Here is a 21,460-nt window from a genome sequence, read left to right on the forward strand (position 1 = left end):
GCCGCAGAGGGGCGGCGCCCCAAGGCCCGGCCGGTGGCGGCCGTCAGCTCTGGCTGCCTGAGCCGGCGTCGGCGCCCGGCACCTCACCGCGCGGGAACGAGACCTCGACACGGCGGTTCTTCTTTCGGCCTTCTTCCGAGCCGTTGTCCGCGATGGGGTAATCCTCGCTGTACCCGCGGATCTCGAACGTGATGGTGGAGTCGAGCGACTTGTTCAACTCCTGCTGCACGGCGTCCGCGCGCTTCTTGGACAGGACCTTGCCGTGCTCGTACGAGCCGAGGTCGTCGGTGAAGCCGAAGACGCGGATCTTGGTCGCCTTCTGAGCGATGATCTCGTCGGCGATGGCCTTGATGCGGGACGCGGCCTCCGCGTTGAGCTTCGCGCTGTCCTTGCCGAAGAGCACTTCGGCCTGAAGCGCGAACTTCACGTCGGAGTTGGTGTCCTCGCGCCGCTCCTCGCCACCGAGGTCTTCGACGACGGACTTGATGTCGATGACGCGCGCGGGGGCGAGCGTGCCTCCGTCCGCCAGCTTGAGGCCGGGCGAGTTGCCGTCCACCTCCGGGGGTGGCGATGAAGTGGTACTGCCGGGCGGTGCGCTGGGCGCGGGCTCGGCGTGAGCGCTCGTCACGGACAGGCCCGTGAGCAGCGCTGTCGTCGCCAGAGTGATCATGGCGAAATGCGCTGGGCGACTTCGGGAGAAGGTGAAGGACATGGGGTCACTCACCGTCGGAAATCTCGATGGTGGCCGGAGGCATGTCGGCGATCTGGAAGTCGACCTTGGTGGTGCTCGCAGGCGGCGCGGGGAACTGGGCATACCAAGTCTTCTCGTCACCGTTCCTGAACCCACCGGAAAATTGAGTGCACAGGCAGCGCCCATCGGTGTCCCGGAGAACGAGGTACTTCTTCTTCCCAGCCTTGTCCACCAGGGATGCTCCGGCCATGGATCCAGAATTTCCTGCCAGCTCCCGCTCACCCCCTTGCCATCCCGGCGCCGACCACCGGCTTCCGCTACCGTTCTGAACCTTTCCTTCCACAGTCACAAACCCCCCCTCGTCCCGTACGGCAGAGTTGACGGTAAGAGTGACATTTTCCCCTCCCTTCACTTCTGCCAGCACAGGCCCCTCTGTCGGCGCTTCGGATTCTCTCTCCTTCGGTTTTTCATCACCCTCTTTGCCCTTGTCAGTGGGAGACGAAGCTGAACTTGATTTGGATTTTTCGTCATCACCCCCGCCACAACTGGCCACCGTGAGTACCAATCCAGTCGTAATCGCCATTGCGACCATTACCTTTCGAGCCCTCATGGCGTACCGCATACTCATCAGCAACTCTTCCTTGTCTTCACGTTCGCTCATCACTCGGCCAGGTGCACAGAAAAAAGATCATTCGCCTCGGGCGGATCGACCATCTCCTCGATTGGGGTCTTCGGGTCTATTCTCCAGATGCCGCTGCCCACGCAGTCGATCTCGATGAGCTCCGAGGAGTCGCTGTCTCCCACGATTTCACAGCGGGGCTCGATCACTGCGGTGGCGTCGGCCTTGGCGCGTGTGCTCTCCGTACCAGGGATTACCGAGTCGCCCACGGTGAAGCGAGTTTCGATCTTCGCCCTGAAAGCCGGGTAGCCATTGACTTCGGTCACCTCTACGCCACCATCAAGATTCGAGTCGTTCTCATCGGCGAGCTGGGCCGCAGCAGCCTGATACCCGTCACCGGGGAAGTCCCCCTCAGCCATCAGCCACTCGACCCATGCTTCTGGATCATCCAAGTAGTCAAAGAAGCCGTCGGTCAGCTCCTCCCGTACGTCTTGGGCAGCCGCAAGGGCAGCCGCATCAGCAGCCGACTGGCCACCATTTCGGGCGACAGCCGCCTGCGCAAAGGCGAAATACGCGAACGCAAGAAAGAGCAGACCCCCCACCACCACGACGTACATGGGGAGAGTCTGCCCTCGGTCCTGCCGAAATCCGGCAATCATCAGCCGCCGGTGATGTCGTTCACCGCGTCGCCAATGGCCCCTGAAATCGTGTCGTCCAGGTTCAATTCTCGGACCGCCACCACGATCAGCGCGATCACGACGACCAGGCCGGCGTACTCCACCACGCTTGCGCCCTCGTCCGCTCGCTGCTGCATGCGCGTCACGACCGTGTTCCGCCAGTTGTCGATCGCGAGCCGGGTCTTCGTGGCGGTCTTGAGCGTGATGTTCTTCGACATGGGGGACCCCTCCGGGTTCGGCCGGCCGACAGCCGGCCGTCGTGTGCGCCTCTTCGTCTGCGGTGCCGCTTTCGACATGGGGAACATACGCCGGAACAGAGGGAACGTCAGAGGGCCCGTGGGCCCAAGTCCGGGCCCAAAGCCGGATCCGGATCCGGGTCCGGGTCCGGTTCGGTGCTGTCGTCGTCCGTTCAGCCATGGTTCGTCGTCCCCCTCGCCGACCCCAGCCACAGCGCGATCGCTTCGCTCCTGCTCGCGCTGTGAAGCTTCGCGAAGATGCGGTTGATGTGGTTCTTGACGGTCTTCTCGCTGATGAAGCAGGTGGCGGCGATCTGCTGGTTGCTCATCCCTGACGCGATCAGGTCCATGACCTCCACCTCCCTCGAACTCAGCCCGAAGCCAGACCTGTTGCCGGGCTTCTGTGCCCGCTGGAGCCGCTGCCGGTCCGCTGTTGGATACTGTGCCACGACTGGTTGCACCTGCGAAGCACTTTCTCCGAGTCGCCCCGAATCCGAGACATCTGGCTCCCCATTGGCCTCGTACGAGGCGTGTGCAGTCGCATCGCGGGTCGCGGCGTGGCCAGGAATCCGGCCCGCACCCGTGTACGGCGTGCCCGTGGCGTACGCCGTGCCGAGGCCTTCGGGGAGCTCTCCCGCCCCGGCCGGGGGAACGCCGCCTCCGGCCCGCATATGGGCCAGCAGCGCGTCCTGGGCCGAGGCCGTGAAGTGGGCGCGGCCCTCCTTGATGTCGCGTACGGCGCCCACCAGCTGTTCCGCGGTGAACTCGCCGTGCACCAGGTAGCCGCCCGCGCCCAGCCGCAACGCCTCGCGCACGATCTCGCTCTCGCGGCTGTACGTCAGCATCATCACCGGCGCCAGCTGGACCAGGTACGGCAACGCGGAGATGCCGTCGACGCCCGGCATCCGGACGTCCAGCAGCACCACGTCCGGCCGGTGGTGCCGGACTGCCGTCAGGGCCTGGCGGCCGTCGGCCGCCTCCGCGACGACCTCGATGTCGTCGCGGCCGCCGAGCAGGACGGCGAGACCGGCCCGTACGACCGGATTGTCGTCGGCGACGACGACACGCAGGAGGGATGGCGGGCCGAAGGGGTCGGGGGGAGGGGCGGAGAGAGGGGCGGGGGCGGGTAATGCCGCTGCCGGCGGCGGAACGCGGACCCGGGCGGGGGTGTGTTCCGAGCGGGGTTCCCTCGTGTGCGAGGAGGTGTGCTGGGACACGTGCGACGGCGACGACACGGGCTGGCGGGGCCCGGAGCCGTACGAGCTTTCGTCCGGCATGGTGCGGCCTCCTCTCGGTAGAGGGGTTCGGGTGGGTTCGGGTGGGTTCGGGTGAAGGCAGGGGTCACGTGGGGGCGGGGTGGGCCGGTCCCGGTGGCGGCGAGGCGGCCGGGGTGCCCCCGGAGGCGAGGGATCCGGCCGGCAGCTCCAGGCGTACTTCGGTGCCTCCCGCGCTGCGGCCCCGCCCGATGCAGATGCGAGCGCCGATGCCGGCCGCCCGCTCGACCATCCCCACCAGGCCGAAGTGGCCGGCCTTGCGGAGGTCGTCGAGGCTGATGCCCGCGGGCAGGCCCCGGCCGTCGTCCAGCACGCTGACGCGCAGCGCACCGCCGACGAGGCCGAACTCCACCGTGACCCGGGACGCGTGGGCGTGGCGGTGGCTGTTCTCCATGGCTTCCGCGGCGATCGTCAGGAGGTGACGTGCGACCGTGTGCGGAACGGTCACAGCCGGCGCGGGTACGCCGCCCACCGGGCGGAACGCCGTCTCGGTGCGCGTACGGCGCCCGAAGTCGGCCAGGCGCGCGGCGAGTTCGTCGGCGATCATCACTCCCCCGGTGTCGTAGTCCGCCTGCCTGCGCAGGTCGGAGAGGAGCTCGCGGGATTCCGCCGCCGCCCGCCGCGCCGCACGCGCGACCATGCCCGCCTGGTGTTTGACGGTCAGCGGGTCCATGCGGTCGGCGGACCGCTCCAGCCCCTCCGCCGCCAGGGCGACGCCGTGCAGGGTCTTGGCGACCGAGTCGTGCATCTCCCGGGCCAGGCGCGCGCGCTCGCCCTCCACCGCGTCCGTGACCGCGAGCCGGGCATTGGCCTCGGACAGGGCCTGGGTGGCTGCCCCGAAGCGGAACATCAAGTTGCGCAACGTCACGCCGATGATTCCGGCCGCCACACAGAAGCCGCTGATCAGGAGCGTGCTGGCCGGGCTCGCCATCCGCTGGGCCCAGGCCGTGTAGGCCGCCGCCAGCAGAAGGATCTGGACGGCGGTGAAGATCCCCGCGCCCCGCCACCCGTACAGCAGGCCGGCGAGGAGCGGCGTACACACGGTGGCGTAGCCGAGGGCCGAGTCGGGTGAGGCCGTCAGCAGCAGGACGGAGCCGAAGACCAGGTCCACGCCCATCAGCGTGCGGTACTTGATGAGGAGGGGGCCGATCACCTCCCAGTCGCGGAGCACCGCGTACGAGCCGACGAAGCTGAAGACCACGGCTCCCCCGACCAGCCAGCCGCCGAACTGCCCGCCCGCCCTGGCCAGCGCGAAGGGCGCGCCGAGGGCGATCATGGCGAGGCGGAAGCCGAAGACCTGGCGGCACAGCGCCTGGAGGGCGTTGATCTGGATCGGGATGCTCGGTGCGGGTACGTCGTCGGCGAGGGCGGACGCGACCGGCACGTCGAGCGGCACGTCGAACGGGGCCGTCGCGCCGCCCTCGACCGTCCCGCCTCTGCCCCTGCCTCCGCTTCCGCTTCCGGCTCCGTTTCCGACTCCGCCTCTGCGCCGGATCGTGGGGAGTGCCATGGCCCGTCAGCCGCCGAAGACCGAACCGAAGTCGGTCTCCGACCCCAGGAACATGTTGGTCACGATGAGGAGCAGCGTGGCCGGGACCATGAAGGCGAGCGTGACGACCGTCGTCTTGGGGATCGCCTTCGCGGCACGGCGCCGGGAGTTCTGGGCATCGGTGCGCCGCATGTCGTTGGCGATCTGGATCAGGGTGTCGGCGATCGGCGCGCCGAGCTCCTCACCCTGCTGGAGCGCCGTCACGAACTGGGAGACCTGCTCGGACTCGTTGCGTCTGCGCAGTTCGTCGAAGGCCTGGCGCCGGCTCACGCCCATGTCCATCTGGCGCAGGGTGATGCGGAGTTCGTCGGCCCACGGGCCTTCGTACTTCTCCGCGACGCGGTCGAGCGCCTGCCGGAAGCCGAGGCCCGCGCTGACGACGACGGCGAGGACGTCGAGGAAGTCGGGCAGGGTCCGCTCGATGACGTCCTTGCGTTCCCGGATGGCCTGCCAGATGGTGACGTCCGCGGCGAACCAGCCGTACGCGACGCAGAACACGCTGAACAGCGGCAGGTCCTGCAGCAGGAGGACGAGGGCGGAGAGACCGCCGAACAGGCCGTACACGGCGCGGCGCGCGGCGTACCGGTCGACGGTGAGGCCGCCGGGGTTGCCCGCCGTGTCGATCTTGCGGCGCTTCCTGTCGACCGCCTTCGGCCCCATGAGGCGGAGCACGCCCGGGGCGAACCGCATGCCGAGGCGGTCTACGGCCGATTCGGTCCCCGAGACACGCGAGGCGCCGATCTCCAGGGCGACGGCCAGGTCCCCCGGGATCTTGGCTTCGGCGCGGTACATCCTGACGCCCTGGAAGACGCCGGCGATGCTCAGCCCGACCAGCAGCGCGAGTCCCAGTCCCACCATGCCGGACACCTCCTGTTTCAGCTCGTACGGGCGATTCGGTCGCCAGGGGTTCAGACGTCGACCTTGCCCAGGCGGCGCATCACGATGAAGCCGAGGGCGTAGAGGCCGATGGCCACGATCACGATGATCTGGCCGATCGGGTTGCTGGTCATCCGGGCCATGGAACCCGGGGTGACGGAGTTGAGCATGATCATCGCGCCGAGGCCGAGCAGCGGGATCGTGTACGCGGTGGCGTTGACCTCGGCCAGCATCGTGCGGACCTCGCGTCGCGTCTCCTTGCGCTCCTCCAGCGTCTCGGTGAGGTTGCGGAGCGATCCGACGACCGTGCCGCCGGCCCGGTTGGAGAGGACCAGGGTCGTGACGAGGACGACGAGCTCACGCGACGGCAGGCGTTCGGCCAGTTCACCCAGGGCGTCGTCGACGGACCGGCCGACCGCCAGCTGGTTGGCCACGCCCGCCAGTTCCTCGCCCGCCGGTGCCTCCAGCTCCTCGGCCGCCATGCTCAGCGCGGTACGGAGGGCGAGTCCCGCGGCCGTCGCGTTGGCCAGGATGCGGGACAGGTCGGGGAGCTGGTTGATGAAGGCCTCGATCCGCTTCTGCCGCTGCCAGCTGAGGAAGGCGCTGCCTCCCCAGAGGGCGACGAGCCCGGCGACCGGGCCGAAGAAGGGGGCCAGTACCGAGGAGGCGATCAGCCAGAGGGCGGCCACGCCGACCACCACGTAGACGAAGAACTCCCCCGCCGTCAGGTCGAGTCCGGTGGCCGAGAGACGCAGGTGGATCCTCTTGCCGAGGGCGGTCCTGCGGAGCCGCCGGTCGATCCCCGCGAACCGCCGCTGCCGGCGCATGCCGTGGCGGCCGTCCGTGAGGGCCAGGCGGTCGACGAGGGCGGCGCGCTGGGCCTTGCCCGAGACGTAGGTGTGGAGCCCGGCGATGCCCAGGACGCCGCAGAGCAGCGTGCCGCCGATCGCCAGCATTGCGGAATTGTTCATGCGTACCTACTGGGCCTCTCGGACGTGGAGCGGACTGAGCGGGTCGTCGGGTTCCGCCACGCCGAACGCGGGTGGAACCGGCTCGTTCGCGAGGTGGAGCCGTTCGGCGACACGGCGGGGCAGGCCGAGGTGTTCGAACCGTCCGTGGACGATGCGGTCCGCGCTCATCGGCTGGGCGACGAAGCGCGAGACGGTGGCGATCTGGAAGCGTTCGCGGCCGTGGGACACGAGGATCGCGATCTCGCTGATCCTGCGGGAGCCGTCGGCCAGGCGCGCCAGCTGCACGATGACGTCGACGGCGCTGTTGATCTGGTCCCTGAGCGCCTCGAACGGGATCTCGACCTCCGACATCGAGCCGAGCGTCTGGAGGCGCATCAGCGCGTCCTCGGCGCTGTTGGCGTGGACGGTGGCGAGCGAGCCGTCGTGGCCGGTCGACATCGCCTGGAGCATGTCGAGGGTCTCGCCGCCGCGCACCTCACCGACGATGATGCGGTCGGGGCGCATGCGCAGGGAGTTGCGTACGAGGTCGCGGATGGTGATCTGGCCCTTGCCCTCGACGTTGGGCGGGCGGGTCTCCAGGCGGATGACGTGCGCCTGCTGGAGCTGGAGCTCCGCCGCGTCCTCCACGGTGATGATGCGCTCGTGGTCGGGGATGAGGCCCGACAGCGCGTTGAGGAGCGTGGTCTTGCCGGAGCCCGTGCCGCCGGACACGATGACGTTGAAGCGGGCCCGCACGAGGGCCGACAGCAGCATCAGCATCTGCTCGTCGAGCGTGCCGAGGCCGATCAGTTCCTGGAGCCGGTACGCGCGCGGGAAGCGGCGGATCGTGAGCGTCGGGCCGGTGAGGGACAGCGGCGGAATGATGACGTTGACGCGCTCGCCGGACGGCAGGCGGGCGTCGACCATCGGGTTGGACTCGTCCACGCGGCGGTTGACGGTCGAGACGATGCGCTCGATGGTCTGCATCAGCTGCTCGCTGGACGCGAAGCGCATGGGGAGCTGCTCGACGCGGCCGGCCCGCTCGACGAAGATCGAGTCGGGGCCGTTGACCATGATCTCGGTGATGGACGCGTCTTCGAGGAGCGGTTCGAGTACGCCGAGCCCGAGCGCCTCGTCGACGACGCGGCGGATGAGCTGGGAGCGTTCGGCCGTCGAGAGCACCGGGCCCTCGCGGCTGATGATGTGGGCGAGTACGCGCTCCAGCCGGGCCCGCCGCTCGCCGGCCGCGAGCGAGGACATCTCCGCGAGATCGATCTCCTCCAGCAGCTTGGTGCGGTAGGTGGCGACCAGGTGGCCGTCCTCCCTGCCGCCCGCGTGCTCGTCGGGGGCGGTGATGCGTGCCCGCAGGCTCATGTGCGTGACTCCTCGCCGGTGCGGATCGCTCGTACGAATCGCTCGTACGGATCTCTCGTGCCGATCTCTCGTGCCGATCTCTCGTACGGGGTGGGTTGCTACGGCCGCCCCTCTTCGGCCGGCATCGTCACCGAACGCTCGACCTCGCCGAAGTCGTCCATGCCGGGGACGACCGAAGGGATCGAAACCGTGGCTTTGGCCGTGACGTTGCCGACGAATCCGATGGTTGTGCGCTCGGCCATCCAGTCGCTCATCGCCGCCTTGCCCGTGGCCTCGCCCTGGCCCCGGTACTCCTCCTGCGCCTCCGTACGGGCCGCCGCCCGCGCCGCGGTGCCCGCCTGGGAGGCGGCGTAACCGACGATGCCGAGCTGGATGCCGGCCATGGCGACGATCAGCAGGATGGGCAGGAAGCCGGCGAACTCCAGGATGGCTGCGCCCCGGTCGCGGTCGTGGCCGTCGATGCGGCGGCGTAGGAATCTCATGGCCCGTCCCCCTCCAGCGCAGCGCCCGCTTCGCCGTCCACCGTCCAGGGGAAGTTGCCGGCCCCGGGGAAGAGGATCGGGGTGCTGAGATCGACGCTCGCCTTCCACAGGTTGCCCTCCTCGGTGCAGGAGATCCCGGCACCGTCCTGCCACGAGGACGGCAGGTGCTCCTTGGCCGCGGCCTCGCACGCCGCGGTGGTCCCGCCACCGCTCGTGGCCGCCGCCGTGGCCGCCCGCGCCCCCTCGTCCGCCGCGTTGCCCGCCAGCGAGAACGTGTAGCCGAAGAGGACCGCCTGCCACATCGCGACCATCACGAAGATGATCAGAGGGGCCATGCCGGCCAGCTCGACCGTGACGGCACCGCGGTCCCTGTCCCTGTCCTTGCCCCGCCCCCGGAGCCCGATCGCCCCCCGGTCGCTCCGCAGCAGCCTGCCGGCGCCCTTGGGGCCCCCGCCCGCCGCCGGTTTCACCAGTCCCAGTTCGCCCGCCAGCGCCCACAGTGCCTGCTTGACCGTGCTGCGGCTGTCCAGGTCCTGCATGCGGCCCGCGTCCGTGGCCGCCTGGAGTTCCTTGAAGTTGGCGGGGATCGCGGCACGGGCGACCTTCGTGCCCGTGATGCGCTCGACCAGCGGCGGCTGGATCTCCGTGTTGCGGTTGTGGCGGTTGACGACGGTGTCCGTCTCCTCCGCCTTGCGGATCTGGAGGCGGTCCCACATCCGCACCATGCGCTTGGCCGCCCGTACCGCCACCACGTCCGGGGTGACGACGAGCAGCGCCCGGTCGGCCATCTCGACGGCTGCCGCGTTGGCGCTGTTCATCTGCGTACCGCAGTCGACGACCACGACCTCGTAGCGGTTGCGGAGCGCGCTCACCACCTGGCGCGCCACCCGGTCGGTGACCTCCTCGCCCCGCTCGCCCTCGGCCGGTGCGAGCAGCAGGCCGATGCCCGTGGGGTGGGAGAAGACCGCGTCCTGGAGGACGCGCGGCGAGATGTCGGCGATGCCCGCCAGGTCGACGATCGACCGCCGGAACTGCACGTCGAGGTACGACGCCACGTCCCCCGACTGGAGGTCCAGGTCGACCAGTGCGACCGTACGCCCCGACGCCTTCGCCGCGAGTGCGAGCTGTACGGCGACGACCGTGGCCCCGGTGCCGCCCTTCGCGCCCGTCACCGTCACCACCGTGCCGCCGGGGCCCGTGAAGACGTCCGGCCCCGTGCCCAGGTGGCGGCGTACGCCCGTGGACCAGGAGGCGGCGCCCTGCACCCGGGCCGCCAGCTCCTCGTAACCGAGCGGCAGTCCGACCAGCCCGCGCGCGCCGGAGTCCATGGCGGCCGTGAAGAGCGCGGGGCTGGTGTCGGCGGTGACGAGGACGACACCGACCGCCGGGAAGCGCAGGGCGACCTCCCGGATCAGCTCCAGCGCGGGCACCGGGCCGATGCGCTCGTGGACGAGGACCACCTCGGGCAGCTCGTCGAGCGATTCGCCCGCGGACCGCGCGAGGGTGTCGAGGAGGGAGGTGGAGTCGGCGACGGGCGGGGCCGGTTCCGCGTCGGGGAGCTGGCTGAGGAGGGTGGTGATGGCGCGGGCGGCATCGGGGTCGCCGACCGCCGGGAGGATACGAGTCGTCATACGCCGGTCCTCACTTGTCCCCGTCGAGGGTGTACTCACGGTCGCGCGGCGAAATCGTGGTGTCGCTGCCGTCCGCCACCAGCGCCAGCCGCACGTGCTCGGCGAACGACTCCGCGTACGCCACGCGCTGGGCGTCGAGCGTGTTGAGCGCGAAAGTGATCGGTACCGCGTCGGTGGCCCTGCGGCTGCGGTCGCTGCGGTCCGGCTCCAGCGCCGTGATCTTGCCGACGTCGAGCACGCGGGCGCCGGAGACGATGACCTGGGACTTGTCCGGCTGCCCCTCTTCCTCGCCCTCGAAGGTGGCGTAGATGTTCACGCGCGCACCGGGGTTGATCTTGCCCGCCACCCCCGTGGCCGCGTCGATCATGATCGCGATCTCCTGCTCCCCCGAAGCCAGTTCGGGCTTCTTGACGATCATGTCGCTCTGGAGCAGCGAGCCCTTCTGGAGCTGGGTCACCGCGATCTTTCCGCGCACCTCGGATATGTCGGTCACGGCATTGGCGGAAAGCCACCGTTCGGGCATCGAGATCTTCTCGAACTGGCCGGCTTCCAGCCGCTTGTAGGGCGCCACGTCGTTTTTGAGCCGGTACGCCGACACTTCCGGCCCCACCTTGGAGTTCACATCCCTGATCACCGAGAGCACGCCGGCGAACGCCCCGAAGGCGCAGAGAACCGAGAGGAGCAGCAGAATGACGCCGCGGCGCTGACGTGAGTTCATGGAGAAGGGCTACCTCGATCAGGAACGTCGGTTCAACGGACAGTGAGCGGGGGTGGTGCGCGCGCACGAAACGGTGGAACAGCTGTGCTGCCCGAGGGACATCGTGCCCGCACGGCGCTAGGGCGACCCCTGGTTCAGGACACCGACCGCGCGGGACCGGTTCTCGGGCGGGGTGACGGGGGCCGAACAGAATCCGCAGCGGTCACCGATGAGTTCGATCCCGCACCAGTGGCAGCGCTCGCGCCGTACGGACGCCACCAGTTGGTAGAGGACCGAGATGTCCGGCAGGAAGGCAGCGAACTCGATCATCTTCGCCGTGCCCCACCAGCGCGGGGAGTCGGCGGGCAGCGCGGTCTCCTGGACGCCCTGGACCTGCCAGGCGGGGGCGAGTGTCCCGGTGACCCAGTCGGAGACCAGGTTCCCCTTTCCGACGAGCAGCTGGGTGGAGAACTCCGGTCCGGTCAGGCCCGCCCCGGCCCCCGCGCCGGCCCCACCGCTCCCGATCCTGATCAGCTCGGGGTCCGGGTTGGCCAGTACGCCGAACTGCGTGCCCGGCATCCACGACTTCGCGTGCGACTTGAGGCTGACCGGCACCCGGTCCAGCTTCGTGACCGAGTTGAGCAGCGCGCCCGCGTAGACGTAGTGCGACAGCAGCCGGGCCGCCGACGCGACGACGCCCGCGCTGAAGTCGCAGATCGACAACTGCCGCAGCTGGCGCACGAGCACGCCGATCGCCAGGGGCGGCAGATCGAGCTTCAGCAGGGCCAGCCGGTCGGTCTCCAGTATCGACCGGACGGTGTGCAGACGGTGTTCGTGGGCGGCGGGGAGGGAGGCGGGGTAGACGGCGACGACGTAACCGTGCCGCTCCAGCATGACGCCCATGTCGACGAGGGCGGCATCGAGCGGCTGCGCGTCCGGGGCCTGGAGCAGGGCGGCCGTCGGGGTCTGCTGGTCGGTGGGCGGCAGCACCAGGTCGGCGCTGGTGACTGCGATCGCGGTCGGCACGTTGGTTTCCCCGTCCACTCCGTACGCCGATGGTCCGGTGTACGCAGATCAATGCTGCTCCGTCGTGCTGCACCAGCACTTTATCCACGGCTTACCGGGTGAAAAACGCTTTTCGTTTTTCTTGTACGGCCGCACCTCCCCGGAGCGGAACCATCCACGGCCCGTCCACGGGGAGGGAGAAGGGCCGGGCCGTCTTCGCCGGCGCGCCACCGGCGGATCGGTGGCGCAGTCGTGCCGGGCCGCTCGGCCTCACCGAGGCGGGCGGTGGCCCGGTCGGCGAGACGGGCGCACAACGGGGCGGGGCTGCGGCCGGGCTCGTTGATCCCGCACTCGCCCCGAGGGGGACCTCGGGGTGGCAGGTGCGCACGACCATGCCGTCGCGTTCGAGCCGGCGCGGCCGCTGGGCCCGCCCCTTCGCCGACTGGGCCCGGCGCCACATCGCCGCCTTCCGGCAGGCCCTCCGCGGGGCCGGACTCCGGCACCGCGGTCTCCCCGTTGCCCCTCCGCGGCGGTCCCTGGATTCCTCCCCATAGCGTTCACCTCCTTACCATTGCAACGAACGGAACAACTACCGTTGCTTTAGCCTCAAAACGATTGCAACAGTTTCCTTGCACTCACCTGGGTGAATACAGTTCTCGCGCAACGAATCTGTTGTCGGAATTCAGAAAGCAACGTAGCGTTTCCGATGCCAGAAACAACGAACGAGCACAGGAGAGCATGATGCGGAAGTTCGACACCCCCACCCCGATCCCCGCCGCCCCGGACATCCCCGCCGGACGCATCCGGTTCATCGCCGCGGACCGCGCCGACACCCTCGTCGAGGTCCTGCCTGCCGACCCCTCCGGGAACCGCGACACCGGGACCGCCGAGCGGACCACCGCCGCCTACGCAGACGGCGTCCTGCGGATCCACACCCCCGAGCCCGACAGCCGGCTCTTCGGCTCCTCCGGGGCCCTGGAAGTCACCGTCCGGCTGCCCGCCGGTTCCCGCATCGAGGCCAAGGCCGCCGGCGCCGATCTCCGCGGCGTCGGACGCCTCGGCGACATCGCCTTCGAAGGCGCGTACCGCCACACCAGGATCGACGAGGCCGCGAGCGTCCGCCTCACCGCGATCGACGGCGGCATCACCGCCCGCAGCCTCTGAAAGCGCGGAACCGGAACGGACTTGGCCATGCCTCACACGAACGGGTGGAACACATGACGGAGAACAGCACTTCCCCGGCCGGCTCGAAGTGGACCGGCATGGTGCCGGTCGACGACACGGCCCTGGCCGTCACCGACACCGGCGGCCCCGGCACCTCCGTGGTCTACCTCAACGGCCAGTTCGCCACCCAGGGGTACTGGCGGCGGGTCGTCGCCGAACTGGGGACGGGGTGGCGGCACATCACCTACGACGAGCGGGCCCGCGGCAAGTCGAAGCGCTCGGCGGACTACTCCTTCGAGGCCGCCGTCCGGGACGTCGACGCCGTCCTCGCGGCCAGGGGGGTGGACCGGGCGCTGGTGGTGGGCTGGTCCTACGGGGCGTTCGTCGGGGCGCACTGGGCCAGCCGGAATCCGGACCGCGCCCTGGGCGCGGTCCTGGTCGACGGCGCGTTCCCGTACGACTGGCTCGACGAGGCCATGGAGCAGCGGATCCGCAGGCTGTTCCGGCGGTTGGGCTGGGTCCTGCCGCTGCTGCGCCCGACGGGCCTGACCCCGCGGATGACCGCCGAACAGCAGGCGGACAGCAACATCGAGATCGGCGTGATCTCCCGCGAGCGCGAGCTGGGCCCCGTGCTGGACGGCATCAACGTCCCGGTGCGGTACGTGGTCGCCTCGGGGACGTCCTTCGGAAGCCGCGGTGACGAGCAGGAACGGATGCGCGCCGGTCTCGACGCGGTGACCGCCCGCAACGCGAACATCCGGATCGGCGCGAAGGTCGCCAGCAGCCACGGCGCGATCCTGAAGAAGGAGTCCCCGGCCATCGCCGAGGCCGTACGCGAGGTCGCCGCCCTCGGCCGCGGGAAGCACTGAAGCCACGGCCGGCGCACCGCACGGCAACCGCACGGCAACCGCACGTCCTCGCCACCGTCGCGTACAGCCGCCGCCCGGCAAAGCCCCGGCCCGCCGCGCTGGACGGCAGGATCGTTCCTTGACGCCGGCGGCCGTTCCACCGCGCTCCGGGCCGCAACCCCTTTCTCCGCCAGAGGTATTGACAACTCAATTGGTCTGAACCATTTTAGCGACCAACGACAAACGGTGGCCACCGTCCCAGTGACTCCTCCCCACACTCCCCCACCGGAGGCAGCAAGTGGACCGCCCAGCACTTCCCCGACTCACCCTCACCGCCGCCCTCACCGCCGCCACCGTCGCCCTCGCCGGTCTGGCCGCTCCCGCCGCGCAGGCCGCCGATCTGAACGTCGCCAAGAACGCCGGCTTCGAGTCCGGGCTCAGCAACTGGGCCTGTTCCGCGGGCAGCGGCGCCACCGTCTCCTCCCCCGTGCGCGGTGGCGCCGCCGCCCTCAAGGCCACCCCCGGCGGGCAGGACAACGCCCGCTGTTCGCAGACCGTCGCCGTGAAGCCCGGGGCGACGTACACGCTCAGCGCCTGGGTGCAGGGCGGGTACGCCTACCTCGGCGCGAGCGGCACCGGTACGACCGACGTCTCCACCTGGACACCCGGCTCGTCCGGCTGGAAGCAGCTCACCACCAGCTTCAAGGCGGGCCCGTCCACGACCTCCGTGACGGTCTACACGCACGGCTGGTACGGGCAGAGCGCCTACTACGTCGACGACGTGTCCGTCTTCGGGCCCGACGGCGGCGGCGGCACCGACCCCGAGCCGGGCATACCGGCCGCCCCCGCCGGGCTCACGGTCGGCGCCACGACGCCGTCGTCCGTCGCCCTCTCCTGGTCCGGCGTCAGCGGCGCCACCGGCTACAACGTCTACCGCGGCGGTACGAAGGTGCAGTCCGTGAGCGGGACCTCCGCGACCGTCTCGGGGCTGGCCGCGGACACCGCGTACGACTTCCAGGTCACCGCCACCAACTCCGCCGGCGAGTCCGCCAAGTCCGCGTCCGTCAGGGGCCGGACCGCCCCCGGCGGCGGCGACCCCGGGCCCGGCCCGGCGGTGCCCAGGCACGCGCTGACCGGCTACTGGCAGAACTTCGACAACGGCGCGGCCGTGCAGAAGCTGCGCGACGTGCAGGCGCAGTACGACATCATCGCCGTGTCGTTCGCCGACTCGACCGCGACGCCCGGCCAGATCGTCTTCAACCTCGACCCGGCCGTCGGATACGCGAGCGTCGCCGACTTCAAGGCCGACATCGCCGCCAAGAAGACCGCCGGGAAGTCCGTGATCATTTCGGTGGGCGGGGAGAAGGGAAACGTCACCATCAACAGTGACGCCTCCGCGACCGCCTTCGCCGACAGCGCTTACGCGCTCATGCGGGAGTACGGCTTCAACGGTGTCGACATCGACCTCGAACACGGCATCAACTCGACGTACCTGACGAAGGCGCTGCGCCAGCTGTCCGCCAAGGCGGGCTCCGGGCTCGTCCTGACGATGGCACCGCAGACCATCGACATGCAGAACACCGGAACCGAGTACTTCAAGACGGCGCTCGCGGTGAAGGACATCCTGACCGTCGTCAACATGCAGTACTACAACAGCGGCTCCATGCTGGGCTGTGACGGCAAGGTCTACTCGCAGGGGTCCGTCGACTTCCTCACCGCGCTCGCCTGCATCCAGCTGGAGGGCGGCCTCGACCCGAGCCAGGTGGGCCTCGGCGTACCGGCGTCCACGCGGGGCGCGGGCAGCGGGTACGTCTCCCCGTCCGTCGTGAACGCCGCCCTGGACTGCCTGACGCGCGGGACGAACTGCGGCTCCTTCAAGCCCGCCAAGACCTATCCCGGACTGCGCGGCGCCATGACCTGGTCCACGAACTGGGACGCGACGGCCGGCAACGCCTGGTCGAACGCGGTGGGACCGCACGTCCACAACCTGCCGTAACCGGCGGGAAAGTCCCGGCAGCGCCGCCGCTCCCCCGGCGGCGCTGCCGCGTCCGTCACTCGAAGAGTTCGCGCAGCTGCTGCACGCACAGCACGACGAACAGCAGGCCCGCCGCCACCAGCATCACGTTGCTGAGCATGCCGTTGCGCCATTCGGCGGGCGTACGCGAGGAGTTGAGCAGCCACACCAGCGTGAGCGCCAGGAACGGCATGAAGAACGCGCCGAGCACGCCGTACACCACGACCAGACCGAACGGCTGGTCGAGCCAGAGCAGCGCCATCGGCGGGAACGTCAGCCACAGCAGGTACGCCCGGAAGGGCAGCGAGCGCTCCTTCACCCCGGCCGCCACCTCCTCCACCGTGCCCTCGTCGACCGGCGCGCCCCCGCGGTCGCGCCGGAGGCGCTCGACGAAGTCGGCGAACATCAGGCTCACGCCGTGCCAGACGCCGATGAGGGAGGAGAAGGACGTGGCGAAGAAGCCGACGAGGAAGAGCTTGGCGGTGACCGTGCCGTACCGGTCCTCCAGGACCGTGCCGAGGTCGATCAGGCCGCGGTCGCCCTTGGTGAGGGCGAGCTGGGAGGAGTGCAGCAGCTCCGCGCCGACGATCAGCATCGCGACGACGAAGACGCCGGTGGTGATGTACGCGACGCGGTTGTCGAGGCGCATCACCTTCATCCAGCCGGTGTCGGTCCAGCCCTTGGCGTTCACCCAGTAGCCGTACGCCGCCATGGTGATCGTGCCGCCGACGCCGCCGATCAGGCCGAGGGTGTAGAGGAGCGAGCCGTCCGGGAGCACGGGGAGCAGGCCGGCGAAGGACGCGCCGACGTCGGGACCGACGCGGAGCGCGACGTACACGACGACCACGAACATCACGCCGATCAGGACCGTCATGACCTTCTCGAAGACGGCGTACTGGTTGAACCAGACGAAGGCCAGGCCGATCAGGCCCATGATGATCGCCCATGTCTTGAGGCCCGGCCCGTCGGGGAAGAGCGCGACGACGGGGAGGGCGGAGGACGACATGGCGGTCGCGCCGTAGACGAAGCCCCAGACCACGACGTAGATCGCGAAGTAGACGGTGGTCCACTGCCCGAGACTGCGCCAGCCCTCGAAGAGGGTGCGGCCGGTGGCGAGGTGCCAGCGGCCGGCGGCTTCGGCGAGGGAGATCTTGACGGCGCAGCCGATGACGGCGGCCCACATCAAGGTGTAGCCGAACTTGCTGCCCGCGATCAGCGTGGCGACGAGGTCGCCGGCTCCGACACCGGTCGCGGCGACGACGATGCCGGGGCCGATGTACTTCCAACTGGACTTGCGCGGCCGGGACACGGCCTCTGCCGCGCCGCTCTCTGTCGTGCCTGTCATCTCCTGCGTCCTCCCGCTTGTCCCCGAGGGTGATCCAAGTCACCAAAGCGGGGCCGGGGTGTTCGCGCAAGGGGCAGGGCGGAGGCGTGCGTCCGGCGCGCCCTCCCGGCGGTCGAACGGTCGGTCGAACCGCGTGGCCGGTCCTCGCTCTTGACCCGTCCATGTCACGCAGTCACCATGTGGCCAGCACCCCGCACGACATGCGTCGCACACCCCCACACTCCCCACCCAGGAGACAGCATGCGACTTCGCATACGCGGAAGAGGGTCCGCCAAGTCCGCCACCCTCGCGGGCCTCGCGGCCCTCGTGGCACTCGCCGTGGCGGCGCCACTCACCGCGAGCGCGACCACGGCCGGGGCACGCCCCTCGCCGGCCGCCGCCACAGCGGAAGAAGTGATCAGGCAGTACGAGATCCACGGCCCGGCCACCGCCGCCGCCCGTACCGCCGTCGCGGCCACCGGCGTCTCGGTGGACGAGGCCGACGGCCACTCGGTCGTCGTCAGCGCCAACGCCGCGCAGCTGGGGCGGCTCAAGGCGCTCGGATACGCGCCGAAGGCGCTGCCCGGACCACCCGCGCGCACCGCGGGACAGGCCGTCGAGCCGTTCGACTTCCCGTCCGCCGACTCGCGCTATCACAACTACGCCGAGATGAACGCGGAGATCAACCAGCGGCTCCAGCAGTACCCGAACCTCATGAGCAAGCGCGTCATCGGCAAGTCGTACCAGGGCCGCGATCTCATCGCCGTCAAGATCAGCGACAACGTGGCGACCGACGAGAACGAGCCCGAGGTCCTCTTCACCCACCACCAGCACGCCCGTGAGCACCTGACCGTCGAAATGGCGCTCTACCTGCTGCGCGAGCTGGGCGCGGGCTACGGCTCGGACTCCCGGATCACCAACGTCGTCAACAACCGCGAAATCTGGATCGTGCCGGACCTCAACCCGGACGGCGGCGAGTACGACATCGCCTCCGGCTCGTACCGCAGCTGGCGCAAGAACCGGCAGCCCAACGCCGGTTCGTCGTACGTCGGCACCGACATGAACCGGAACTGGAACTACAAGTGGGGCTGCTGCGGCGGCTCCTCGGGCTCGTTCGGCTCGGAGACGTACCGGGGCCGGGCCGCCGAGTCCGCGCCCGAGGTGAAGGTCGTTGCCGACTTCGTCCGCTCGCGGATCGTCGGCGGGAAGCAGCAGATCAAGGCCGGCATCGACTTCCACACGTACAGCGAGCTGGTGCTCTGGCCGTTCGGCTACACGAACGCGGACACGGCGCCCGGCATGACCCAGGACGACCGCAACGCCTTCGCCGCCGTCGGGCAGAAGATGGCCGCGAGCAACGGCTACACCCCGGAGCAGTCGAGCGACCTCTACATCACGGACGGGTCGATCGACGACTGGCTGTGGGGCGACCAGAAGATCTTCGGGTACACCTTCGAGATGTACCCGGGTTCCTCGGGCGGCGGCGGCTTCTACCCGCCCGACGAGGTGATCGAGCGCGAGACGAGCCGCAACCGCGACGCGGTACTGCAACTGCTGGAGAACTCCGACTGCATGTACCGGTCGATCGGCAAGGAACAGCAGTACTGCGGCTGAGCGGCGGCGGCCGAGCCTTTGGCAGGTGCGGCCGGAGGGCGCCCGTCCGGCGTCCTCCGGCCGCACACGCGCGCCCGGTCCGTCCGGTGGTCACCGGCCGGCGGTGGTCACCGGCCGAACACCCGGCCGTGCTCGACCGCGCCTGTCAGGCCCAGGCTGTTCGGGGTCAGCGCGCGGGCCCCGGCCGGTGTCGCCGCGGCCGGGGACGGTACGTACCAGACGCCGCCGGTGGAGGAGTTCTCGCCCGGTGCGCCGGCGGCGAGGTCGGCGCGGCCGTCACCGCTGAGGTCCGTGAGCGCCACGGCGGTGCCGAAGCGGTCGCCCGCCTCCGCCGCGCCGGGTATGCCCGCCGTGGACTGGTGGAAGGCGTAGCCGCCGGATCCGCCGTCCGCGCCGTGGGCGGAGCCGGTCAGTACGGAGACCGAGCCGGCCGCGGCCTCGCTGCCGAGCGCCTCCTGGCCGACGCCGACCGCCAGCTCCGGGTAGCCGTCGCCGTCGACGTCGCCCGCCGCGACCGCGGCGCCGAAGTCGTCGCCGGACTCACCGGTGCCGGGGACGCCCGGGGTGTCCTGGTTCAGGCAGGCATGGGCGGAACCGAGGCCGGACCCGGGCTTCCCGTCCACCGTGCGCACCGTGCCGCCGACGGCCTGCGGGCAGTACGTCTCCTCCGCCTCCGGGTTGGCCCGCACCCCGCCGAGGACGAGGTCGTCGGCGCCGTCCTTCCCGAAGTCCGCGACGGCGAGGGAGGCGGCGGAATCGGGGGTGGTCCAGCCCCTGACCGGCGCGCCCCGCTCCCAGGCGTAGACGTCGGTGCCGTGGATCTCCTGGCCGGAGTAGGTCACCGCCAGGTCGTCGGTGCCGTTGCCGTCGAAGTCGCCGGTGGCGAGGGCGGTGGGACCCGAGAACCGGTAGCTCACGACGCTCTGCGCCGGGGCGGCCGGGTCCGGGACGATCGGGCCCGGCTGCCACAGCACTCCGGCCGACCCCTCGTTGCTCGACCGGTACGCCAGGTCCCGGTCGCCGTCGTCGTCGTAGTCGCCGGCCGAGAGGGACCCGCCGAGGTGGGCGTCCTCGTGGGAGCCGCGGGCGGCGGTGAACGCGGCGCCGAAGCCGGTGGCGGAGCCGGGCAGCACGGTGATGATGCCGTGCCGGTGGAAGGAGTTGTCGGAGAGCGACTCGTGGGGGGCCGAGACGACCAGGTCCGCGTAGCCGTCGCCGTTCATGTCGTCGGCCACCAACTGGGAGCCGAACTGGTCGCCCGCCTCCGCGGTTCCGGGCACGCCGGTGGTGTTCTGGCTGATGACGGTGGACCCGGCGGGCCCGTTCCCGCTGCCCCACAGCACGTTCACGTACCCGGCCTCGGCCTTGCCGCCGACGGTCGCCTTCGGCACGCCGACCGCCAGGTCCGCGTACCCGTCGCCGTTGAAGTCGCCCTTGAGGTGGGAGGGCGCCGCGGAGGCGGTGCCCGTGGTCAGGGCCGAGACGGCGAGGACGCCGGCCGAGCAGAGAATCGCGGCCGAGAGGGTCTTTCCGTTGCGCAAGGATCTCTCCGTATGTCGTGAAGAAAGGTGGAACCGCGGTCGGCGGAATACGGTGGCGGCCGTGACCAGGGCTCGTCCGGGCGCGGTGTCTCCCGGAGAGGTGGATCGGGCCTCCGCAGGTGTGACACCCGAGTCGTACGGAGAGTTGTGCTCGGGTGGCGACCAAGTGAACGCGTCCGCTCGGGCCGGTGAGGACGTCCGGCCGGCGCGTCGGGAGACCCCCTCACTGACCGGTGCGGCCCGCGAGGTAGTGGGCGAGTACCGGCGTCAGCTCCGCGAACCACTCCTGGAGCTTCGCCTGGTTGCGGGCGGTCACCGCGCCCTCGAAGAACCTGCCGTCGGGGAGCACCACCGCCACCGTCAGGACGTGGCCCCAGGTGCCCGGCTTGTAGTGGACGGTCTGGATGTCCCGCCAGGGGAAGTCGGCCGTGGCGCCGTCGCGTTCGAGCGAGACGCCCTGGGCGTCGACCACGACCGCGTTGCGGGGGTCCGTCGCCAGGAAGTCGGGGCCGGGTGCGGGTGCGGGTGCGGGTGCGGGTGCGCCCGGAGTCTGCGGCGCGTACGGGGAAGGGGCGTAGGGCGAAGGGGGGTACGGGGACGGCGCGTGCGGCGGCTGCGGCGCCGGGGCGTAGGCCGGGGGCGGCGGGCCGAAGCCTTGGGGCGGCGGTGCGTACGTCTTTGGCACCGCGGCGCCCTGCTGTCCGGTCTGTTCGTCCATGCCCCCAGTATGGACGCCAGGGGAGAGGCGGATCCGGGGCCCCGGGGGTCCCGCTCCGCGCGGACGCGCGTCCCGCCCGCCGTGGTCACCGGACACGCCGGCCTGGGCGCAAGCCCGTCAGCCGCCGTCGGCCGTGTGTGACCGGGCCCGTCGTCACCGGGCTCTTCCCCCGCGCG

The 21,460-nt window shown here is 70.4% G+C and carries 19 protein-coding genes and 1 pseudogene; 4 read left to right on the forward strand and 16 right to left on the reverse strand.

Features of this window, described 5'->3' with window-relative positions; translation table 11 throughout:
* Positions 1-43: 43 nt before the first annotated feature.
* The 13 genes from BN1555_RS11515 to BN1555_RS11575 all read right to left on the reverse strand — a co-directional run bounded on the left by BN1555_RS11515 (position 44) and on the right by BN1555_RS11575 (position 12,082).
* On the reverse strand, positions 44-670 hold the full coding sequence (locus BN1555_RS11515; RefSeq protein ID WP_255306000.1) for an OmpA family protein: 627 nt from the start codon (positions 668-670) through the stop codon (positions 44-46).
* Between the two features lie 46 nt (positions 671-716).
* Positions 717-1,352: a hypothetical protein gene (locus BN1555_RS11520; RefSeq protein WP_369688967.1), complete on the reverse strand. Its 636-nt coding sequence runs from the start codon at positions 1,350-1,352 to the stop codon at positions 717-719.
* Complete coding sequence (locus tag BN1555_RS11525) at positions 1,352-1,969, reverse strand: pilus assembly protein TadG-related protein (RefSeq protein ID WP_093799306.1); 618 nt, start codon at positions 1,967-1,969, stop codon at positions 1,352-1,354. The genes BN1555_RS11520 and BN1555_RS11525 overlap by 1 nt, the downstream gene beginning before the upstream one ends.
* Positions 1,969-2,205 carry a hypothetical protein gene (locus tag BN1555_RS11530; protein ID WP_093799307.1) on the reverse strand — a complete coding sequence of 79 codons (237 nt, stop codon included), beginning with the start codon at positions 2,203-2,205 and terminating at the stop codon, positions 1,969-1,971. The genes BN1555_RS11525 and BN1555_RS11530 overlap by 1 nt, the downstream gene beginning before the upstream one ends.
* A 191-nt stretch (positions 2,206-2,396) precedes the next feature.
* Entirely contained in the window at positions 2,397-3,500 is a 1,104-nt protein-coding gene (locus BN1555_RS11535) for a response regulator transcription factor (protein ID WP_093799308.1), read from the reverse strand.
* Between the two features lie 64 nt (positions 3,501-3,564).
* Positions 3,565-5,007: a sensor histidine kinase gene (locus BN1555_RS11540; protein ID WP_093799309.1), complete on the reverse strand. Its 1,443-nt coding sequence runs from the start codon at positions 5,005-5,007 to the stop codon at positions 3,565-3,567.
* Between the two features lie 6 nt (positions 5,008-5,013).
* Positions 5,014-5,904 (reverse strand): DUF5936 domain-containing protein, encoded by an 891-nt coding sequence (locus tag BN1555_RS11545; RefSeq protein WP_093799310.1) that lies wholly within the window; start codon positions 5,902-5,904, stop codon positions 5,014-5,016.
* Positions 5,905-5,954: 50 nt separating this feature from the next.
* Positions 5,955-6,893: a type II secretion system F family protein gene (locus BN1555_RS11550; RefSeq protein ID WP_093799311.1), complete on the reverse strand. Its 939-nt coding sequence runs from the start codon at positions 6,891-6,893 to the stop codon at positions 5,955-5,957.
* A 6-nt stretch (positions 6,894-6,899) separates the two neighbouring features.
* Complete coding sequence (locus BN1555_RS11555; protein ID WP_093799312.1) at positions 6,900-8,246, reverse strand: TadA family conjugal transfer-associated ATPase; 1,347 nt, start codon at positions 8,244-8,246, stop codon at positions 6,900-6,902.
* Positions 8,247-8,344: 98 nt separating this feature from the next.
* On the reverse strand, positions 8,345-8,728 hold the full coding sequence (locus tag BN1555_RS11560) for a TadE family protein (protein WP_093799313.1): 384 nt from the start codon (positions 8,726-8,728) through the stop codon (positions 8,345-8,347).
* Positions 8,725-10,359: a CpaE/TadZ family protein gene (locus tag BN1555_RS11565; protein WP_093799314.1), complete on the reverse strand. Its 1,635-nt coding sequence runs from the start codon at positions 10,357-10,359 to the stop codon at positions 8,725-8,727. Before BN1555_RS11565 ends, BN1555_RS11560 begins: the two co-directional genes overlap by 4 nt.
* Positions 10,360-10,369: 10 nt before the next feature.
* Positions 10,370-11,077 (reverse strand): Flp pilus assembly protein CpaB, encoded by a 708-nt coding sequence (gene cpaB / locus BN1555_RS11570; RefSeq protein ID WP_093799315.1) that lies wholly within the window; start codon positions 11,075-11,077, stop codon positions 10,370-10,372.
* Positions 11,078-11,194: 117 nt separating this feature from the next.
* Positions 11,195-12,082: a hypothetical protein gene (locus tag BN1555_RS11575; protein ID WP_093803342.1), complete on the reverse strand. Its 888-nt coding sequence runs from the start codon at positions 12,080-12,082 to the stop codon at positions 11,195-11,197.
* A gap of 720 nt (positions 12,083-12,802) precedes the next feature.
* Here BN1555_RS11575 and BN1555_RS11580 point away from each other — a divergent pair.
* From BN1555_RS11580 to BN1555_RS11590, 3 genes and pseudogenes are all read left to right on the forward strand, one after another.
* A pseudogene (locus BN1555_RS11580) lies at positions 12,803-13,201 on the forward strand (hypothetical protein); the annotation flags it as partial.
* A gap of 77 nt (positions 13,202-13,278) precedes the next feature.
* The gene (locus BN1555_RS11585; RefSeq protein ID WP_093799316.1) at positions 13,279-14,094 is read left to right on the forward strand and encodes an alpha/beta fold hydrolase; all 816 of its coding nucleotides are present in this window, start codon (positions 13,279-13,281) and stop codon (positions 14,092-14,094) included.
* A gap of 277 nt (positions 14,095-14,371) precedes the next feature.
* On the forward strand, positions 14,372-16,069 hold the full coding sequence (locus BN1555_RS11590) for a chitinase (RefSeq protein ID WP_093799317.1): 1,698 nt from the start codon (positions 14,372-14,374) through the stop codon (positions 16,067-16,069).
* Positions 16,070-16,124: 55 nt separating this feature from the next.
* Here the strand turns inward: BN1555_RS11590 and BN1555_RS11595 are convergent, their stop codons facing one another.
* Positions 16,125-17,432, reverse strand: a complete 1,308-nt coding sequence (locus BN1555_RS11595; RefSeq protein WP_093799318.1) for an Nramp family divalent metal transporter — start codon at positions 17,430-17,432, stop codon at positions 16,125-16,127.
* A 240-nt stretch (positions 17,433-17,672) separates the two neighbouring features.
* On the opposite strand from BN1555_RS11595, the gene BN1555_RS11600 reads away from it, so the two are divergent.
* Positions 17,673-19,025, forward strand: coding sequence for a M14 family metallopeptidase (locus BN1555_RS11600; RefSeq protein WP_093799319.1), 1,353 nt, complete (start codon positions 17,673-17,675; stop codon positions 19,023-19,025).
* Between the two features lie 107 nt (positions 19,026-19,132).
* Here the strand turns inward: BN1555_RS11600 and BN1555_RS11605 are convergent, their stop codons facing one another.
* The gene (locus BN1555_RS11605) at positions 19,133-20,566 is read right to left on the reverse strand and encodes an FG-GAP and VCBS repeat-containing protein (RefSeq protein ID WP_093799320.1); all 1,434 of its coding nucleotides are present in this window, start codon (positions 20,564-20,566) and stop codon (positions 19,133-19,135) included.
* Between the two features lie 223 nt (positions 20,567-20,789).
* Positions 20,790-21,284: a hypothetical protein gene (locus BN1555_RS11610; protein WP_093799321.1), complete on the reverse strand. Its 495-nt coding sequence runs from the start codon at positions 21,282-21,284 to the stop codon at positions 20,790-20,792.
* Positions 21,285-21,460: the final 176 nt, after the last annotated feature.

The sequence above is a fragment of the Streptomyces sp. Wb2n-11 genome, from assembly GCF_001049855.1.
GTDB lineage: Bacteria > Actinomycetota > Actinomycetes > Streptomycetales > Streptomycetaceae > Streptomyces > Streptomyces altiplanensis.

What these genes read in the sequence shown, in the direction of transcription:
- BN1555_RS11515 (WP_255306000.1), bottom strand. Translation starts at nt 670, where the DNA reads ATGATCACTCTGGCGACGACAGCGCTGCTCACGGGCCTGTCCGTGACG.
- BN1555_RS11520 (WP_369688967.1), bottom strand. Translation starts at nt 1,352, where the DNA reads ATGAGCGAACGTGAAGACAAGGAAGAGTTGCTGATGAGTATGCGGTAC.
- BN1555_RS11525 (WP_093799306.1), bottom strand. Translation starts at nt 1,969, where the DNA reads ATGATTGCCGGATTTCGGCAGGACCGAGGGCAGACTCTCCCCATGTAC.
- BN1555_RS11530 (WP_093799307.1), bottom strand. Translation starts at nt 2,205, where the DNA reads ATGTCGAAGAACATCACGCTCAAGACCGCCACGAAGACCCGGCTCGCG.
- BN1555_RS11535 (WP_093799308.1), bottom strand. Translation starts at nt 3,500, where the DNA reads ATGCCGGACGAAAGCTCGTACGGCTCCGGGCCCCGCCAGCCCGTGTCG.
- BN1555_RS11540 (WP_093799309.1), bottom strand. Translation starts at nt 5,007, where the DNA reads ATGGCACTCCCCACGATCCGGCGCAGAGGCGGAGTCGGAAACGGAGCC.
- BN1555_RS11545 (WP_093799310.1), bottom strand. Translation starts at nt 5,904, where the DNA reads ATGGTGGGACTGGGACTCGCGCTGCTGGTCGGGCTGAGCATCGCCGGC.
- BN1555_RS11550 (WP_093799311.1), bottom strand. Translation starts at nt 6,893, where the DNA reads ATGAACAATTCCGCAATGCTGGCGATCGGCGGCACGCTGCTCTGCGGC.
- BN1555_RS11555 (WP_093799312.1), bottom strand. Translation starts at nt 8,246, where the DNA reads ATGAGCCTGCGGGCACGCATCACCGCCCCCGACGAGCACGCGGGCGGC.
- BN1555_RS11560 (WP_093799313.1), bottom strand. Translation starts at nt 8,728, where the DNA reads ATGAGATTCCTACGCCGCCGCATCGACGGCCACGACCGCGACCGGGGC.
- BN1555_RS11565 (WP_093799314.1), bottom strand. Translation starts at nt 10,359, where the DNA reads ATGACGACTCGTATCCTCCCGGCGGTCGGCGACCCCGATGCCGCCCGC.
- cpaB (WP_093799315.1), bottom strand. Translation starts at nt 11,077, where the DNA reads ATGAACTCACGTCAGCGCCGCGGCGTCATTCTGCTGCTCCTCTCGGTT.
- BN1555_RS11585 (WP_093799316.1), top strand. Translation starts at nt 13,279, where the DNA reads ATGACGGAGAACAGCACTTCCCCGGCCGGCTCGAAGTGGACCGGCATG.
- BN1555_RS11595 (WP_093799318.1), bottom strand. Translation starts at nt 17,432, where the DNA reads ATGACAGGCACGACAGAGAGCGGCGCGGCAGAGGCCGTGTCCCGGCCG.
- BN1555_RS11600 (WP_093799319.1), top strand. Translation starts at nt 17,673, where the DNA reads ATGCGACTTCGCATACGCGGAAGAGGGTCCGCCAAGTCCGCCACCCTC.
- BN1555_RS11610 (WP_093799321.1), bottom strand. Translation starts at nt 21,284, where the DNA reads ATGGACGAACAGACCGGACAGCAGGGCGCCGCGGTGCCAAAGACGTAC.